General features: G+C 63.5%; 13 protein-coding genes. 8 read left to right on the forward strand and 5 right to left on the reverse strand.

Annotation, left to right across the window (positions count from 1 at the left end; genetic code table 11):
• Positions 1–52: 52 nt before the first annotated feature.
• The 4 genes from FKV68_RS17610 to FKV68_RS17625 are packed head-to-tail and all read left to right on the forward strand — an operon-like array spanning position 53 to position 4,118.
• Positions 53–904 carry a carbohydrate ABC transporter permease gene (locus FKV68_RS17610; RefSeq protein WP_180939072.1) on the forward strand — a complete coding sequence of 284 codons (852 nt, stop codon included), beginning with the start codon at positions 53–55 and terminating at the stop codon, positions 902–904.
• Complete coding sequence (locus FKV68_RS17615; RefSeq protein WP_180939073.1) at positions 901–1,746, forward strand: carbohydrate ABC transporter permease; 846 nt, start codon at positions 901–903, stop codon at positions 1,744–1,746. Before FKV68_RS17610 ends, FKV68_RS17615 begins: the two co-directional genes overlap by 4 nt.
• 13 nt (positions 1,747–1,759) lie before the next feature.
• Positions 1,760–2,818, forward strand: a complete 1,059-nt coding sequence (locus FKV68_RS17620) for an ABC transporter ATP-binding protein (RefSeq protein ID WP_180939074.1) — start codon at positions 1,760–1,762, stop codon at positions 2,816–2,818.
• 19 nt (positions 2,819–2,837) lie between these two features.
• Positions 2,838–4,118: an MGH1-like glycoside hydrolase domain-containing protein gene (locus FKV68_RS17625; RefSeq protein WP_180939075.1), complete on the forward strand. Its 1,281-nt coding sequence runs from the start codon at positions 2,838–2,840 to the stop codon at positions 4,116–4,118.
• Between the two features lie 176 nt (positions 4,119–4,294).
• Here FKV68_RS17625 and FKV68_RS17630 read toward each other — a convergent pair whose 3' ends face one another.
• Positions 4,295–4,975, reverse strand: a complete 681-nt coding sequence (locus FKV68_RS17630) for a peroxiredoxin-like family protein (RefSeq protein WP_180939076.1) — start codon at positions 4,973–4,975, stop codon at positions 4,295–4,297.
• A gap of 104 nt (positions 4,976–5,079) precedes the next feature.
• Positions 5,080–8,355 (reverse strand): adenylate/guanylate cyclase domain-containing protein, encoded by a 3,276-nt coding sequence (locus tag FKV68_RS17635; RefSeq protein WP_180939077.1) that lies wholly within the window; start codon positions 8,353–8,355, stop codon positions 5,080–5,082.
• A gap of 285 nt (positions 8,356–8,640) precedes the next feature.
• Here FKV68_RS17635 and ilvD point away from each other — a divergent pair, with 285 nt between their 5' ends.
• The gene (gene ilvD, locus FKV68_RS17640) at positions 8,641–10,479 is read left to right on the forward strand and encodes a dihydroxy-acid dehydratase (RefSeq protein ID WP_180939078.1); all 1,839 of its coding nucleotides are present in this window, start codon (positions 8,641–8,643) and stop codon (positions 10,477–10,479) included.
• 325 nt (positions 10,480–10,804) lie between these two features.
• On the opposite strand, the gene FKV68_RS17645 is transcribed toward ilvD, so the two are convergent.
• Both FKV68_RS17645 and FKV68_RS17650 read right to left on the reverse strand, forming a co-directional pair.
• On the reverse strand, positions 10,805–11,209 hold the full coding sequence (locus FKV68_RS17645) for a GFA family protein (protein ID WP_180939079.1): 405 nt from the start codon (positions 11,207–11,209) through the stop codon (positions 10,805–10,807).
• A 148-nt stretch (positions 11,210–11,357) separates the two neighbouring features.
• On the reverse strand, positions 11,358–11,846 hold the full coding sequence (locus tag FKV68_RS17650; RefSeq protein ID WP_180939080.1) for a MarR family winged helix-turn-helix transcriptional regulator: 489 nt from the start codon (positions 11,844–11,846) through the stop codon (positions 11,358–11,360).
• Positions 11,847–11,908: 62 nt separating this feature from the next.
• On the opposite strand from FKV68_RS17650, the gene FKV68_RS17655 reads away from it, so the two are divergent.
• The 3 genes from FKV68_RS17655 (at position 11,909) to FKV68_RS17665 (ending at position 14,114) form a co-directional block, all read left to right on the forward strand.
• Entirely contained in the window at positions 11,909–12,634 is a 726-nt protein-coding gene (locus FKV68_RS17655; protein ID WP_180939081.1) for a DUF899 domain-containing protein, read from the forward strand.
• Positions 12,635–12,723: 89 nt separating this feature from the next.
• Positions 12,724–13,197: a DUF1579 domain-containing protein gene (locus FKV68_RS17660; RefSeq protein ID WP_180939082.1), complete on the forward strand. Its 474-nt coding sequence runs from the start codon at positions 12,724–12,726 to the stop codon at positions 13,195–13,197.
• Between the two features lie 146 nt (positions 13,198–13,343).
• The gene (locus FKV68_RS17665; RefSeq protein WP_180939083.1) at positions 13,344–14,114 is read left to right on the forward strand and encodes a VOC family protein; all 771 of its coding nucleotides are present in this window, start codon (positions 13,344–13,346) and stop codon (positions 14,112–14,114) included.
• A 126-nt stretch (positions 14,115–14,240) separates the two neighbouring features.
• Here the strand turns inward: FKV68_RS17665 and FKV68_RS17670 are convergent, their stop codons facing one another.
• Positions 14,241–15,206, reverse strand: a complete 966-nt coding sequence (locus FKV68_RS17670) for a LysR family transcriptional regulator (RefSeq protein ID WP_180939084.1) — start codon at positions 15,204–15,206, stop codon at positions 14,241–14,243.
• Positions 15,207–15,221: the final 15 nt, after the last annotated feature.

A 15,221-nucleotide genomic window follows, 5' to 3' on the forward strand; every position in this document is an offset into this window, starting at 1 on the left:
CCCGGGCGGACTGTCCGGGCATCCTCATTGAAGACTTCCGAGGCGGGAGCCGATGACCAACAACCGATCCTGGATCCCCTATCTCCTGATTCTGCCGTCCGTCGCCTTCCTGGCGCTGCTCTTTATCGTACCGCTGGTGCAGACGATCTGGCTGGCGTTCTCGGACAATGGCCTGCCGTCGTCGGCGAATGCCCAGCGCATGATGGCCGACATCAACTTCACCCGTTCGATCAAGAATACCTTCCTGCTGACAATCGCGGTCGTGCCGGTTCAGCTCGCGATCGCACTTGCCATGGGCACCATGGTCGCCAAGGTCGGCCGCGGCCGCGAGACCATTCTCTGGGTCTGGACGATCCCGCTCGGCATCTCGGATCTCGCCGCCGGTCTCGTCTGGCTGTCGATCCTGCAGAACAGCGGCTATTTCAACTCGCTGCTCCTCGGGCTCGGCGTCATCGAGCGGCAGGCGAGCTGGCTCTCATACCAGACGCCCGTGGCGCTATTCTTTGCCATCGCGGTCGCCGAGATCTGGCGCGGCACGGCGATTGTCATGGTCATCATCGTCGCCGGCCTGAACCAGGTGCCGAAGGAGTTCAAGGAGGCCGCCGAGATCTTCGGCGCCGGGCCGTGGACGCGCTTCTGGCGCATTACGCTGCCGCTTATCCGGCCGGCGCTGCAATCGGCACTCATCCTGCGCACGGTGCTCGCCTTCGAGGTCTTCGCGGTCGTCTATGCGCTCGGCGGGCGCAATTTCCCGGTCCTCGTCGGTGAGGCCTACAATTGGCAGAACCAGAACCAGAACTATGGCGTCGCGGCGGCCTATGCCGTGCTGATCATGATCATCTCGCTCGCCGCCACGCTTATCTATCTGAAAGCGATCAAGGTCGATCCGGAGCGGCTGCCATGAGTGCGCAAATCACGAGTACAGCGAACCCCGAAGGCTTCGTATCCTCCCGCCGCTGGCTTCTGTGGAGCGGTATCGCAGCGCTCTGTGCCTGGGTCCTGGTGCCGATTTACCTCGTGGCCCTCGGTGCGCTTGGCGGCCGTCAGGGGGTCTATCAGTGGCCGAAGACCGGTCTGCCGACCGGCATCTCGCTCGACCCGTTCATCCTGTTCCTGAAGACCGAGGGCGTGCTGCAGTCCTTCCTGAATTCGCTGGGAGCGGCCGGGATTACCGTGGCGCTTTCCATCCTGCTCGGCGCACCGGCCGGCTACGCGCTCGCGCGCTACAACTTCCATGGCAAGGACAGCTACCGTCTGCTGGTGCTGCTCACCCGCGCTTTCCCGCTGGCGATCCTGGCACTGCCCCTCACCGTTTCCTTCATCAAGCTCGGCCTCTACGACACGATCATCGGCGTCGGCCTGATCCACACGGTGCTCGCCCTGCCGTTTGCCGCACTCGTGACGCAGGGCATCTTCATGGGCGTGCCAAGGGAACTGGAGGAAGCCGCCTGGGTGTTCGGGTGCACCCGCGTCCAGGCTTTCTTCAAGATCGTCGCGCCGCTGGCACTGCCCGGCATCGTCGCAACGGCAGTCTTCGCCTTCGTCATTTCCTGGAACGAGGTGTTCGCGGCCTCGGTGCTGACGGTCCGCAACCGCACGCTGACGGCCTATCTGCTGACGGTCCTATCCGAAAGCCCGATGCACTACCGCTTCGCCGGCGGCCTGATGCTCATCCTTCCCTCGGTTGTCTTCATTTTCGCGGTGAGGCGCTACCTCTTCGCGATCTGGGGCATTTCCTCCAAGTAACGGGACCATATCCATGGCCAACATTGTCATTGACCGCATCCGCAAGAGTTTCGGGACCTTCGAGGCCCTGAAGGAGGTCTCGCTGACGATCAACGACGGCGAATTCGTCTCGCTGCTCGGTCCTTCCGGCTGCGGCAAGACCACGCTTCTGCGCATCATCGCAGGACTGGAAACCGCCACGTCCGGCGATGTCCTGATCGGCGGCAAGTCCGTGATCGGTCTGCCGCCCAAGGAGCGTGGCCTGGCGATGGTTTTCCAGAACTACGCCGTCTTCCCGCATATGACGGTCTACGAGAACGTCGCCTTCGGCCTGCGGATGCAGAAGGCCGATGATGCGCGGGTGAAGGCGCAGGTCGAGAAGGCGGCGGGCCTGCTCCACATCGAGCAATATCTCGACCGCTATCCGAACAAGCTCTCGGGCGGCCAGCGCCAGCGCGTCGCGGTCGCTCGCGCGCTGGCGGTCGAGCCCAAGGTTCTGCTGATGGACGAGCCGCTTTCCAACCTCGACGCGCTGCTGCGGCTCGAAATGCGCACCGAGCTCAAGACAGTGCTGCAATCGGCAGGCACCACGACGATCTACGTCACCCATGACCAGACGGAGGCCATGGGGCTGTCGGACCGCATCGCCGTCATGCACAACGGTGTGGTTGAACAGGTCGGCACGCCGGTCGACGTCTACAACTACCCAGCGACGCGCTTCGTCGGCGGCTTCATCGGCAACCCGCCGATGAATTTCATCAAGGTGCCGGTTACCAACGGCCAGGTGGCCGCCGGCAGCGAGCCGCTTACGGCACCCAAGGACAGCGGCAATGAAGTGATCCTCGGCCTGCGCGGCGAGGCCGTCCAACTGGCGCCTCTGCCCGCTGGGATGGAGATGAAGGTTCGCGTCGCCGAACCGATGGGATCGCATTTGCTGCTGACCGGCTCGATCCACGACCAGCCGGTGCGCGTCATCCTGCCATCTTCCGAGACCGTCAGGAGCGGTGACGTCATCGGCCTCAAGCTCGACCCGAACCGTATTACCTGGCTTTCACCCGACAGCGGCAGGTCCATTCCGGCCGCAACGGCCTGACAATTTTGGAGTACCCGGCATGAACGTGCATATCGACCAGGCCAAGCAGATTCTCGTCGCGAACGATCGCGGCGGTTATACCGTGCCGACCGACCGGCTCTATCCCTTTCAGTGGAACTGGGATTCCGCTTTCGTCGCTATGGGCTTCGCGCTCTACGACACCGACCGCGCCTACCGCGAGTTGGAACGCCTGGTGGAGGGGCAATGGGCGGACGGCATGATTCCGCACATCGTCTTCCACCAGCCGAGCGACACCTACTTCCCGGGCCCGAGCGTCTGGCGTACGAAACATGCGGTCCCGACCTCCGGCATCACCCAGCCGCCGGTGTTCGCGATTGCGCTGCGCAAGCTCCATGAGGTCGCAGGCAGACAAGCGGAGGCGCGCACTCTGCCGCTCTACGAGGCGGCGCTGAAATGGCACCGCTGGTGGTACAGGGCACGCGATCCGGAAGGGTCCGGCCTTGTCGCGCTGCTTCACCCCTGGGAAAGCGGAAGCGATAATTCGCCGGCCTGGGACATCGCGCTCGCCCGCGTACCGACCACCACCGACACGCCCGTGGTTCGCAAGGATACCGGCCATGTGAATGCTGAAATGCGGCCGCGCGACGAGGACTACAAGCGGTTCATCCATCTTGTCGACGCCTATGCCGCCTGCGGCTGGGATCCGGCAAAACAATGGAAGAAGGCGCCGTTCAAGATCGCCGAGATCCAGACGACTGCGATTCTGCTGAAAGCCGGCGAAGACCTCGAGCATCTTGCCGGCTTGTTCGGCAGGACGGAAGACGCGGCCGAGATCGCCGGCTTCAACGACCGCACCCGCAAGGCCATTCTGTCCCAGTGGCGGCCGAAGCTATCGCGCTTCGTTTCCCGTGACCTGATCTCGGGCGACGATGTGGAAGCCGCGACACAGGCGGGCTTCATCCCTCTTCTTTCGCTCGATCTCGACGCCGGGATTGCCGACGCGCTGGTGACCGAGATGAAGGCATGGTCCAAGGGCCTCAAGGTCGCTTTCCCGACCACAAAGCCGGGCATTGCAGCCTGGGAACCGAAGCGCTACTGGCGTGGCCCGGCCTGGGCCATCATCAACTGGCTGCTGATCGATGGGCTGAAGCGCAACGGCCATCCGGACGCAGCGGAAGAGCTCAGGAAGTCGACGATTACGGCAATCGAGACGGAAGGTTTCGCCGAATATTTCGACCCGGTAACCGGAGAGGGCTGCGGCGGCCTGGGTTTTTCGTGGACGGCTGCCGCCTATATGTGGCTGACGAAAGCTGCATCTACAGCGGCGCGCGTCCAATAAGACGCGCAAAGGACGCTGTAGCACTTTGAATTTTGTCCGTAAATCGGGTACGATTTAAGGAAACATGCAGAGCTTGAAGAATTAGCAAATCCCGGAAGGCAACCCTTCCGTCCAGAATCCATCGTTTCAGCGAAACGGTGGATTCTTTGCCCGGAGCCAAAGCCGCCGGTGGACCGTCAGTGCGCCACCTGCGATGCCGCCGACATCACCTCGTCGGGCGCCGGCGCCCGGAACATGTTGCGGCCGTCAGGTGTCATCTCGGTGAAGCACCAGCGCACCACGCCGTCGCGGTCGAGCAGGAACTGTCCGACCATCTGGCCCATGCCCGTGGCGACCATCCGGTTGTCTTCGTCCGTCATCTCGTAGTCGTCCTTCTTGTCGAGATATTCGGACGCGGCGAACGGGTCCATCGGCTCCGGCAACTCCTCGGGCATGTCGATGCGCATCGACATCGCGGTCTGCATACCGACCTTGCGGGGCCAATCGTCTTCGTTCTCTGTGAACTCCAGGTTCGGCAGACCGAAGGCACGGTGCGAAATCCGTTCGGGATCGGCCGCGGCGAGAAGGTTCGGCAGAGGATGGTAGCGGAAGTAGAGCCGCGCCCGCTCGATCGGCGTATTTACGACCGTCAGGCTTTCGACGCCTTTTTCGTTCAATGCGCCCTTGAGCTGCGCCATGGCGGCGATATGCCGGCGGCAAAACGGACAATGCAGACCTCGAAACAGGCCCACCAGGACCGGCTTGTGGCCACGAAAATCATCAATGGCGATCTTGCCTTCCCGCGTGATCGCGTCGAGCACGACATTCGGCGCGCGATCTCCCGGCTGCAATGGCCCTGTGCTTTGATATTCGACCATGATGCTCTCCTCCCGCTGACAGTTTGGCGCCACCAATCGAAGCATGACATGTTATAATCACATCATTTCAAACAGTTAGATCATTCCACCAACCATAAAACGGTCTAGTCGAGAAACGGCAGTATCATCAATGCTTCAGGATCAAGATCGTGACGGGCGCAGATGTCTCGAGCCAGTGTAAAATAGCGCTCGGCCGCCTCCAGATCTCCCGCATCAAGGCAGAGCGCTCCTAGACCATCATAGCACGGAAAAAGCACCTGCGCTTCGCTCGTTTCGCGGGCGAGGTCGAGCGCCTCGCCATAAAGCCGGCTCGCCTCGTGCGGACGGTCGTGGCACTGGTAAATCTGCCCGAGCACGAGCAGGGACACCGGAAGGTGGTCGCGCTGGTCGAGAGCGCGGTCGATTTCGATCGCCTTCTCAGCGGCGGGCACGCCCTCGGCGGCGCAGCGGTCGGTGAAGGTACAGCAGGCTACGGCGAGATTGGCGAGCAGCCGCGCCTGAAAACCGAGATCGCCGATGCGCCGCGCCATATCCAGGCCGCGTCGGCAGACGTCGATCGCCAGCTTCGGATCGACGATCGTGTAGAGCACGCCGAGATTCGTGTATCCGCGGCAGGCCGCCTGCATCAGGGTGGCCGCCTCGGCAACGCCAACGCTCTCCTCGACCGCGGCGATTGCCTCGCGCCTGCGGCCACGACGTGCCAGCGCAACACCCTTGGTGTTCAAGGCCTCGGCAGTTACCAGGGCTGCCTCGCGCCGCGTCTCATCGCCGGCTTCGCGTGCCAGGTCCCCGACCCGGCTCAACGCGTCGTCCGCCCATTTCGAAGCGGCGAGATAGTCGCCCATCCGAAAGGCGAGATGTCCGCGCTCCTGCAGAAGGGAAGCGCTCTCCACAGGCGCATCCCCACTTGCGAGGAGGACGGCTGCATCGCTGAAATTCGCTTGCGCCTGCTCGCGATCGCCGGCCTCCCAGCGGAGATGGCCGAGCTTGCGAAGGATCCGTGCGGAGGCAACCGGATCGGCCGAGACCCGCTCATAGCCGAGCAGCGCGCGATAATGCTCCTCCGCGGCGGCGCGCTCGCCGGTCGGCTCCAGGAGATCCGCAATGCGCTCGCGGGCGACGAACCATTCCGGCCTGTCTTCGCCCAAGGCCGCAAGCGCTGCCATGGCCTGCCGGTAATAGCGGATGGCATCCTCGTTGGCACAGAGCTGGCGCGCTCGATCACCGGCCTCCATGAGGTAGCGTGCACCCTTGCTACGGTCTGTCGACTGGCTGAAATGGTGGCCGAGCAGCGCCAGTTCCTCGAACCGCTCAGGGTTTTCGCCGTAGCGGCGTTCGAGCGCCTCGGCGATGGCCGCGTGAATCTCCGTGCGCCGCTTCACGAGCAGGTTGTTATAGACGGCCTCGTGAAGCAGCGACTGCATGAAACGGTAAGATTGCGACGATCGCTCGCTCCCCGCCTCCTCGATGATTTCCGTGTCGCAAAGCAGTTCCAGGCCCCGCTCCACATCGGCCGGCGCGGCGGCGATGCGTCTCAGCAGGTTCGCATCAAAGCTCGGGCCTATGACGGCGGCACAGTGGACCAGGCGGCGTACCTCCTGCGGCAACCGGTCGATTCTCGCCAGCAGCATCGCTTCGATGCCGACGGGGATGTCGACCGTCGCCTCCCCGCCGGCCACGCGCCAATCGGAGCCGTCGCGCCTCAGCGTTTCCAGATCGATCAGACTGCGAACGATCTCCTCGATGAACAGCGGGTTGCCGCCGGCCCGGCGCAGGATCCGCTCACATAACTTGTTGGGCAGACGACCTTCGCCGAAGAAGGCCGACAGAAGGCGTCGGCCCTCGGCCGCGGATAATGGGCCGAGACGCAAGGCGGTAATGCTGGTGCGGCCGGGAGCCAGCATGTCGGGACCGGCATCCGGGCGCTGCGTCGTCAAGAGCATCAGCGGCCGGCGATCGAGCCTGTCCAGCACGAAGCGGAGCGCCTCGAGCGAAGCCGAATCCGCCCAGTGCAGGTCCTCGATGACGAGGAGAAGCGGCGCCTGGTCGAGGCGCCGCTCCAGGATGGCCCGGATGGCGGAGAACAGCTGTCGCCGAACTTGTTCGGGCGCGATGTGCTGCAGCATCCCGTCGCGATCGCCGATCCCGAGAATATGAAAGAAGAGCGGCATGAGCCGTTCGATTTCGTCCGCCGGAAAGCCGATTTCGGCGAGGCCGAGAGACAGCCCCTCCTGCGTCTGCTCCGGCGTGTCGGCCGAGGATATGCCATAAGCACTGCGCAGGACGCGGGCGAGGGTTCCGTAGGAGGGTTCCCCGAGTGGCGAACACCCTGCCCGCCGCACGGCGACGTGCGCAAACTCGGCTTCCTCGCCAAGGCCGGCGAGAAAGTCGTTGACGAGACGTGTCTTGCCGATCCCGGCTTCACCGGTCAGGCGCACCAATTGCGCCGTGCCGCCGCAGGCCAACGCAAGACAGTCACGCAAGCGCCCGATTTCCTTGTCGCGCCCGATCAACGGCGCGCTCAGGCCGAGCGCGTCGAGCCCCCGTGCCGCACGCGGCATGTCGAGCGCCCCGGTCATGCGGTGAACCTGCACGCTGCCGGCCTTGCCGCGCAGGGTGACCGCCCCGAGCGTCTCATAGGCAAAGGCGTGCCGCGTAAGGCGGTGTGCCATCGGCCCCACGAGTATTTCATCCGGCCCGGCCATCGACTGCAGCCGCTGTGCGGTGTTCACCGTATCTCCTGTGACCGAATAGGATTTGCTGCCGCCCGCACCGAAGGCGCCGGTGACGACGGGCCCGGTATTGACGCCGATATGGAGGTTCAGTGGCAGACCGATGCGTTCGCGCCAGCGTTCACCCACCAGCGCTGCCCGGCGCACCATTTCCAACGCCGCACGAAGCGCTCGCTCCGGATCGTCCTCATGCGCCACCGGTGCACCGAAGAGGGCGAGCAACGCGTCCCCGATGAACTTGTCGACGAACCCGCCGAAGGCTTCGACGGCCTCCGTCAACGCTTCGAAGAGTTCGTTCTGCAGCGCCTGCAAGATCTCCGGATCCACCTGCTCGCCCAAGGTGGTGAAGCTGCAGAGATCAGCAAAAACGATCGTGACCGTGCGGCGATCGGCACCACTGTCCGCGCTCGAACGGGGCGGAGAGACGACCTGCGGCGCCGTGGCGGCAACGTCAGGCCGCGGCGCTGGCGCAGACCGAGGCTCCGACGGTGCCGACGCACTGATCTGGGTGCCGCATTGCGGGCAAAACGCGAAATGCGGCGGACAGGAATAGCCACAACCGGGGCACAGGTTCTGCTGTTTCGCTCCGCACTTCGGGCAAAACGCAAAACCGCTTTGTATTTCGTAACCGCATTCGTGACAGTTCATCCGGGCGAACCCTCAAGAAAGTCCGCCACGCCCGGAAGAGCCCGAGCCTGTCGGGTGTGAATGCCCTATGAGAATGGACTTGTTGCCTTGCCTTGGCAAGCAAACGCAGCACGGGCGCGGCAGCGCGCCGGGGCGTTCATGAGGCGGCGAGGCACCGCAAGCTCGTCGCGGAAATAATCTGACGCAAAAGATGACGCGCGCGCAATTTTGCGCTAGTACCCGTGCACCGGCGCTCCCGGATCGCCACATCCGCGCAATGACTTTCGTCCGTGAAGGAATACGTTCATGCCTGCCTATCGTTCCCGCACCACCACCCACGGCCGTAACATGGCCGGCGCCCGCGGCCTCTGGCGCGCAACGGGCATGAAGGACAGCGACTTCGGCAAACCGATTATCGCGGTGGTGAACTCGTTCACGCAGTTTGTGCCGGGCCACGTGCATCTTAAGGATATGGGCCAGCTCGTCGCGCGCGAGATCGAGGCGGCCGGCGGTGTCGCCAAGGAGTTCAACACGATCGCCGTCGACGACGGCATCGCCATGGGCCATGACGGCATGCTCTATTCGCTGCCCTCACGCGAAATCATCGCCGACAGTGTCGAATACATGGTCAACGCGCACTGCGCCGATGCCATGGTCTGCATTTCCAACTGCGACAAGATCACGCCCGGCATGCTTATGGCGGCACTTCGCCTCAACATCCCGGCCGTCTTCGTCTCCGGCGGACCGATGGAAGCCGGCAAGGTCGTGCTGCACGGCAAGAAACACGCACTCGACCTCGTCGACGCGATGGTCGCTGCCGCCGACGACAACATTTCCGACGAGGACGTCAAGGTCATCGAGCGTTCCGCCTGCCCGACCTGCGGCTCATGCTCGGGCATGTTCACGGCGAACTCGATGAACTGTCTGACCGAGGCGCTCGGCCTTTCGCTCCCCGGCAACGGTTCGACGCTCGCTACCCACGCCGACCGCAAGCGTCTGTTCGTCGAGGCCGGCCACCTGGTGGTCGATCTCGCGCGCCGCTACTACGAACAGGACGACGAACGCGTCCTGCCGCGCATGATCGCTTCCAAGCAAGCCTTCGAGAATGCCATGGCGCTCGATATCGCCATGGGCGGCTCGACCAACACTGTGCTGCACATCCTCGCCGCGGCCTATGAAGGTGAGGTCGACTTTACCATGGACGACATCGACCGGTTGTCACGCAAGGTTCCCTGCCTGTCAAAGGTCGCACCCGCAAAGGCCGACGTGCATATGGAAGACGTCCATCGCGCCGGCGGCATCATGTCGATCCTCGGCGAACTCGACAAAGGCGGCCTCATCAACCGCGACTGCGTGACCGTCCACAGCGAGACGCTCGGCGACGCCATCGACCGCTGGGACATCACCCGCACGTCGAGCGAAACCGTCCGCGATTTCTACCGTGCCGCGCCGGGCGGCATCCCGACCCAGGTCGCGTTCAGCCAGGAGGCGCGCTGGGAAGATCTTGATACCGACCGCGAGAAGGGTGTCATCCGCTCGGTCGAGCATCCCTTCTCGAAGGACGGCGGCCTTGCCGTCCTCAAGGGCAACATCGCGCTCGACGGCTGCATCGTCAAAACGGCGGGCGTCGACGAAAGCATCCTGAAGTTTTCCGGCCCGGCCCGGGTCTTCGAAAGTCAGGACGCCTCCGTCAAGGCGATCCTCGCCAACGAGATCAAGGCGGGCGACGTCGTGGTCATCCGCTACGAAGGTCCGAAAGGCGGCCCAGGCATGCAGGAGATGCTCTACCCGACGAGCTATCTGAAGTCGAAGGGCCTCGGCAAGGCCTGCGCGCTCATCACCGACGGCCGCTTCTCCGGCGGTACGTCCGGCCTCTCCATTGGCCACGTCTCACCCGAGGCGGCGAACGGCGGCACGATCGGCTTGGTGCGCGATGGCGACATGATCGACATCGACATCCCGAACCGCACTATCAGCTTGCGTGTTGACGAAGCCGCGCTCGCCACCCGCAGACAGGAGCAGGACGCCAAGGGCTGGAAGCCGGCCGAGCAGCGCAAGCGTCGGGTGACGACGGCGCTCAAGGCCTACGCCGCATTTGCCACCTCCGCCGACCGTGGCGCCGTGCGAGATCTCGGCGACCGTTAAGGCGGGGCTCGGGCAGATCGAACGGTTGCGGGGCATCACGCGGAGCGTGCATCCGCTAGCATACCCCCCTCTGCCCTGCCGGGCATCTCCCCTACAAGGGGGAGATCGGCATGTGGCAACCTCCTGCCCGATATTCAGCCTTTCAGCTTCGGCTTCGGATCTGCGCCCTGATGAGCGGAGGGCGCGCTTCTTGCCAATCTCCCTCCTTGTGGGGAGATGCCCGGCAGGGCAGAGGGGGTACAACACCCGCTTTCCCCATTTTCAGCGCAACACTCGCAGCAAGGCTTCCGCCACAGGGGAGCTTTTTCATCGCGATCGTCCGAAATCACATGTGCCGCGTCTCTGCGGGCGGGTTCCACCAATTGTTGTGCAGCCCGTCCATATACTGGATCGGCAAAGCCGCGAGCACGGCCGGATCGACGTCGTCGAGGCAGGCGATATTGATGGAGACGAACGCGCCGCCGATCTCTTCGACATATCCGTGGCCGTAGGGCGCCATACCGCAGGTCTTGCAGAACCGGTGATGGCCGCTCATCGTGCCAAACTGGTAGTCACCTAAGCCGTTTTCCTCGCACATTAGCCGGAAGTCCTCCGGCTTTACGGTCGCGCCCCAATAGCGCAGCTTCGAGCAATACGAACAATTGCAGCGACTGGTCCCCGCCTGGAGATCGACATCGACCTCGTAGCGAATCCGCCCGCAATGGCAGCTCCCTTGGTAGGTCGTCTTCATCGGCATCACCCCTCGCTTTGGTGCCATCAAGGCTTTGATTTTCGCAAAGTTAGAGCGGGAAAAGCGGACGGAAAGGTCTCCTCGTCCGCCAGACGGACTAAGGACGCGGTAGCACTTTGAGTGGCTGCGATATGCCGGCCCCGATCGTTCACGCCTCCACCGATAAGATCTCGGCGGCTCGCGTCCCGTCTTGGGTTAGCGCCACAAGATCGGCGCGCAGGCGGTCCGGAACAGTCGCGCCGAGCTGTCCATCGACCTCGGCATGGGTTTCCTTCCAGATCGGCACGGCCTCAGCTAGCAGCCGCTCGCCTTCCGCCGTCAGCCGCAGGCGGCGCAACCGACGGTCCTCCGGATCGACAAGGACGTCGATAAGCCCGCGACGCTCAAGCGGCTTCAGCGCAGCGGTCAGTGTCGTGCGGTCCATGGCAAGCAGCGACGCAACCATGCTGATACTCGGCGGTTCCGGCCGGTTGAGCGACATCAGCAGCGAGAACTGCCCGTTTGTGATATCGAGGGGCCGCAGCGCCTCGTCGAACCGGCGTGCGAGTGCCCGGGCAGCGCGCTGGATATGCAGGCACAGGCAGTTGTCCCTGACGAGGACGGTAGTGGCGAAGGGTACCAGAAGCGACTTTGACATGGTTGAGTAATGTTGATATCAACGTAATTAGTCAAGTGCTACATTTCGTGAGGAGGAAGAGCATGAGACCGAACCACGCCGTTGTGTCACCCGAGGAATGGCTGAAGGCACGCAAATCGCTTCTCGCCCTGGAAAAGGAGCACACCCGCTTGCGGGACCGGATCAATGCCGAGCGTCAGGCTCTGCCTTGGGTACGGATGGACAAATCCTATGTCTTCGAAACGCTCGCCGGCCCCAAGACATTGCCGGAGCTTTTCGGCGGGCGCAGCCAGCTCGTCGTCTATCACTTCATGCTTGGAGCAGACTGGGAAGCCGGCTGTCCAAGCTGCTCGTTCCTGGCCGATCATTTCGCCGGCATGCTGCCGCATCTCAATCATCACGACGTTACGCTGATCGCAGCTTCGAACGCGCCGCTCGCCAAGATCGAAGCCTATCGCAAGAGAATGGGCTGGCACTTCCCGTGGGTGTCGGCTGAAGGCAACGGCTTCAACAGCGACTTCCATGTGTCCTTCACGCCCACCGAACTCGCGGGCGACAAGGTCGTCTACAATTTCACGGAAATCGACAGCAATGAGGCCTACGAAGAGCTTCCCGGGCTCAGCGCCTTCTACAAGGACGAGGACGGCACCGTCTATCATACCTACTCCACCTATGCCCGCGGCCTGGAGGAACTTGTCGGCACCTTCATGCTGCTTGACCGGGCGCCGAAGGGTCGGAACGAAGGCACGATTATGGACTTCGTCCGCCGCCACGACGAATACGAGGAAGCGCCCAGGCAAAGAGCCTGACGCCAAGGGGAACCATCGGCGTTTCCGAGCGTTGCTATGTCACGCGGCGCTCCAGTCCGGGACGGCGCGTCTCGCCATTGGAGGGATTGATGAAGGCGGAGCCGCAGGAAGAACACCGCTGGCTGGAACAATTGCTCGGTGAGTGGCAAGTCACGTCGCTATCGCCGACCGAGGACGGCCCGCCGCAGGCTCCGTGGACGGAAAACGTTCGCTCAATGCAGGGCCTCTGGATTGTCTGCGAGGGACAAGGCACGATGTCGGACGGCAGCGCCGGCCAATCGTTGATGACCCTTGGCTTCAACCCACAGACGAACCGCTATGTCGGCACCTGGGTCGGCTCGATGATGACGCACATGTGGGTCTATGACGGCGTGCTCGAAGACGACCGCAAGACGCTTACGCTTAACTGCGAGGGGCCGGACTTCGACCGACCCGGCAGATCCGCCAGCTATCAGGACGTAATAACCCTCATCGACGGCAATCACCGCACGCTGACGGCCCGTGTCCAGACCGAAGACGGAAACTGGAAGGAGATCATGGCCGCCGAATATCGCCGGCGCTAAGGCGACATGCATAAGAGCGAAGAAGAGGTAAAGCGCGTCTCATGAATTCGTCTGAACGCGATGCGCTTCAGTGACGGCAGGCAAACCACTGTTCCGCTGCCGCGAATGACAGCAGATCCCCACAGCAAAAAACCGGAGGACGGAAAATGACGGGTCAGCATGGGAAATTCGTCTGGTATGAACTGATGACGACCGACACGAAGGCCGCCCAAACTTTCTACGAAAGCGTTGTTGGCTGGAGCGGCAGCGATGCCGGTATGCCGGGCATCGAGTACACGCTGTTCTCCGCAGGTGATCGGCAGGTGGCGGGATTGATGACAATGCCCGAGGGCGCGCTGGAGATGAAGATCCCGCCTGCCTGGCTCGGCTATGTCGCCGTCGATGACGTCGACGCGACCGCCGCCAAGCTCGCAGCAGACGGCGGCAATGTTCACCGCGCTCCGGACGACATACCGGGTGTCGGCCGCTTTGCCATCGTCACCGATCCGCACGGCGCCGTGTTCGCGCTTTTCAAAGGGACGAGTGAGGCGCCTGCGGCCCTCGAGCAGATGGCGCCCGGAAACGTCGGCTGGCACGAGCTGATGGCCGGCGACCTCGAGACCGCGTTCCCGTTCTACTCCAGCCTTTTCGGCTGGACCAAGGACCAGGCGATGGACATGGGCGACATGGGCACCTACCAGATCTTCGCCTGGAACGGCACCCCGATCGGCGGCATGATGACCAAGCCGAAGGAGGTTCCCTCCCCCTACTGGCTTTACTATTTCAACGTCGAGGCGCTGGATGCCGCGATCGAGCGGGCAAAAGCCGGTGGCGGCAAGATCGTCCTGGAGCCCATGGAAGTGCCGGGCGGAGCCTGGATCGTACAATGCATCGATCCGCAGGGCGCCCTTTTTGCCCTCGTTGCACCGAGACGTTGACGGCCTGTCGACCAGTGACACCTTAAGAGCCAAGGGCGCCTCTCCATGCGGGGCGCCCCCTCTCCAATCCAAACTCGTGCATGTCGCACGCCGAGCCGTCTCGACGCCGGCCTGCTGCATATTTCCTTAAATCGCAGCTGATTGAGGCGGCGCGCTGGGGTGATCGCTCGCCCGCCCGACCGGTTCCGGCGCCACGCGGGCATTCCGACCAAGAAAGTCGAGCACGGCCCGAATACGCGCGGGAAGCGCGCCGCCTTGGCCGAGGAAGACGGCGTGGATCTCTTCCAGATCGCCGGGATTGAAGTCTTCCAGCACGGGAACGAGCCGCCCGGCGTCAATGTCGGCGCGCACGGTGAACTCCGCAAGCCGCGCCAGTCCGGCGCCGGCAAGGGCGAGATGGCGGAGCCCCTCGCCGTCGCTCACCTGCAGCATGCCTGAAGCCGGCAGAATGATCGTTTCTCCGTCGGACCGGATCGGCCAGCCGTCGACGGCGCGCGCATAGCAGAAGCCGAGCCGGTTATGGCCCTCCAGCTCTTCGATGGTCGAGGGCGTCCCGTACTGATCGAGGTAGGAGGGCGCGGCCACGATCACCATTCGCGTGGTGCCGAGCTTGCGGGCAATCAGCGCCGAACTCTTCAGCGGCCCTGATCGGATGGCGATATCGGCATGCGCCTCGATCAGGTCGACCACCGCGTCGGTCTGGACGATATCAAGCGAGACAGCGGGAAAGCGCCCCCGGAATTCCGGCAGCAGCGGCATCAGGATATGGGTTGCGAAGGAAGCGCTGACATTCAGCCGGACCCGACCCGTCGGCATCTCGCCTCCGGCCGCACAACGTTCGGCCTCCTCGATGTCGGCCAGGATGCGGGCAGTGCGCTCGTAGAAGGCACTGCCCTCCGGCGTCAGTTGCAGCCGCCGCGTGGACCGGTTGACGAGGCGGACGCCAAGCCGCTCCTCGAGCCGGAGGACAAGCTTGCTGACTGCCGATGGCGTCATGCGGAAATGGCGCGCTGCCGACGAGAAGCCGCCGAGTTCAACCGCCCTGGCGAACACTTCCATTTCCCCTGAACGATTGACGGAAAGCCGAGACATATGACTTCAACTCAC

This window comes from Sinorhizobium mexicanum (genome assembly GCF_013488225.1).
In the GTDB taxonomy this organism is placed as follows: Bacteria; Pseudomonadota; Alphaproteobacteria; order Rhizobiales; family Rhizobiaceae; genus Sinorhizobium; species Sinorhizobium mexicanum.

Excerpts from the sequence above, each read along its gene's own strand:
- FKV68_RS17610 (WP_180939072.1), top strand. The coding sequence starts at position 53 with ATGACCAACAACCGATCCTGGATCCCCTATCTCCTGATTCTGCCGTCC.
- FKV68_RS17615 (WP_180939073.1), top strand. The coding sequence starts at position 901 with ATGAGTGCGCAAATCACGAGTACAGCGAACCCCGAAGGCTTCGTATCC.
- FKV68_RS17620 (WP_180939074.1), top strand. The coding sequence starts at position 1,760 with ATGGCCAACATTGTCATTGACCGCATCCGCAAGAGTTTCGGGACCTTC.
- FKV68_RS17625 (WP_180939075.1), top strand. The coding sequence starts at position 2,838 with ATGAACGTGCATATCGACCAGGCCAAGCAGATTCTCGTCGCGAACGAT.
- FKV68_RS17630 (WP_180939076.1), bottom strand. The coding sequence starts at position 4,975 with ATGGTCGAATATCAAAGCACAGGGCCATTGCAGCCGGGAGATCGCGCG.
- FKV68_RS17635 (WP_180939077.1), bottom strand. The coding sequence starts at position 8,355 with ATGAACTGTCACGAATGCGGTTACGAAATACAAAGCGGTTTTGCGTTT.
- ilvD (WP_180939078.1), top strand. The coding sequence starts at position 8,641 with ATGCCTGCCTATCGTTCCCGCACCACCACCCACGGCCGTAACATGGCC.
- FKV68_RS17645 (WP_180939079.1), bottom strand. The coding sequence starts at position 11,209 with ATGAAGACGACCTACCAAGGGAGCTGCCATTGCGGGCGGATTCGCTAC.
- FKV68_RS17650 (WP_180939080.1), bottom strand. The coding sequence starts at position 11,846 with ATGTCAAAGTCGCTTCTGGTACCCTTCGCCACTACCGTCCTCGTCAGG.
- FKV68_RS17655 (WP_180939081.1), top strand. The coding sequence starts at position 11,909 with ATGAGACCGAACCACGCCGTTGTGTCACCCGAGGAATGGCTGAAGGCA.
- FKV68_RS17660 (WP_180939082.1), top strand. The coding sequence starts at position 12,724 with ATGAAGGCGGAGCCGCAGGAAGAACACCGCTGGCTGGAACAATTGCTC.
- FKV68_RS17665 (WP_180939083.1), top strand. The coding sequence starts at position 13,344 with ATGACGGGTCAGCATGGGAAATTCGTCTGGTATGAACTGATGACGACC.
- FKV68_RS17670 (WP_180939084.1), bottom strand. The coding sequence starts at position 15,206 with ATGTCTCGGCTTTCCGTCAATCGTTCAGGGGAAATGGAAGTGTTCGCC.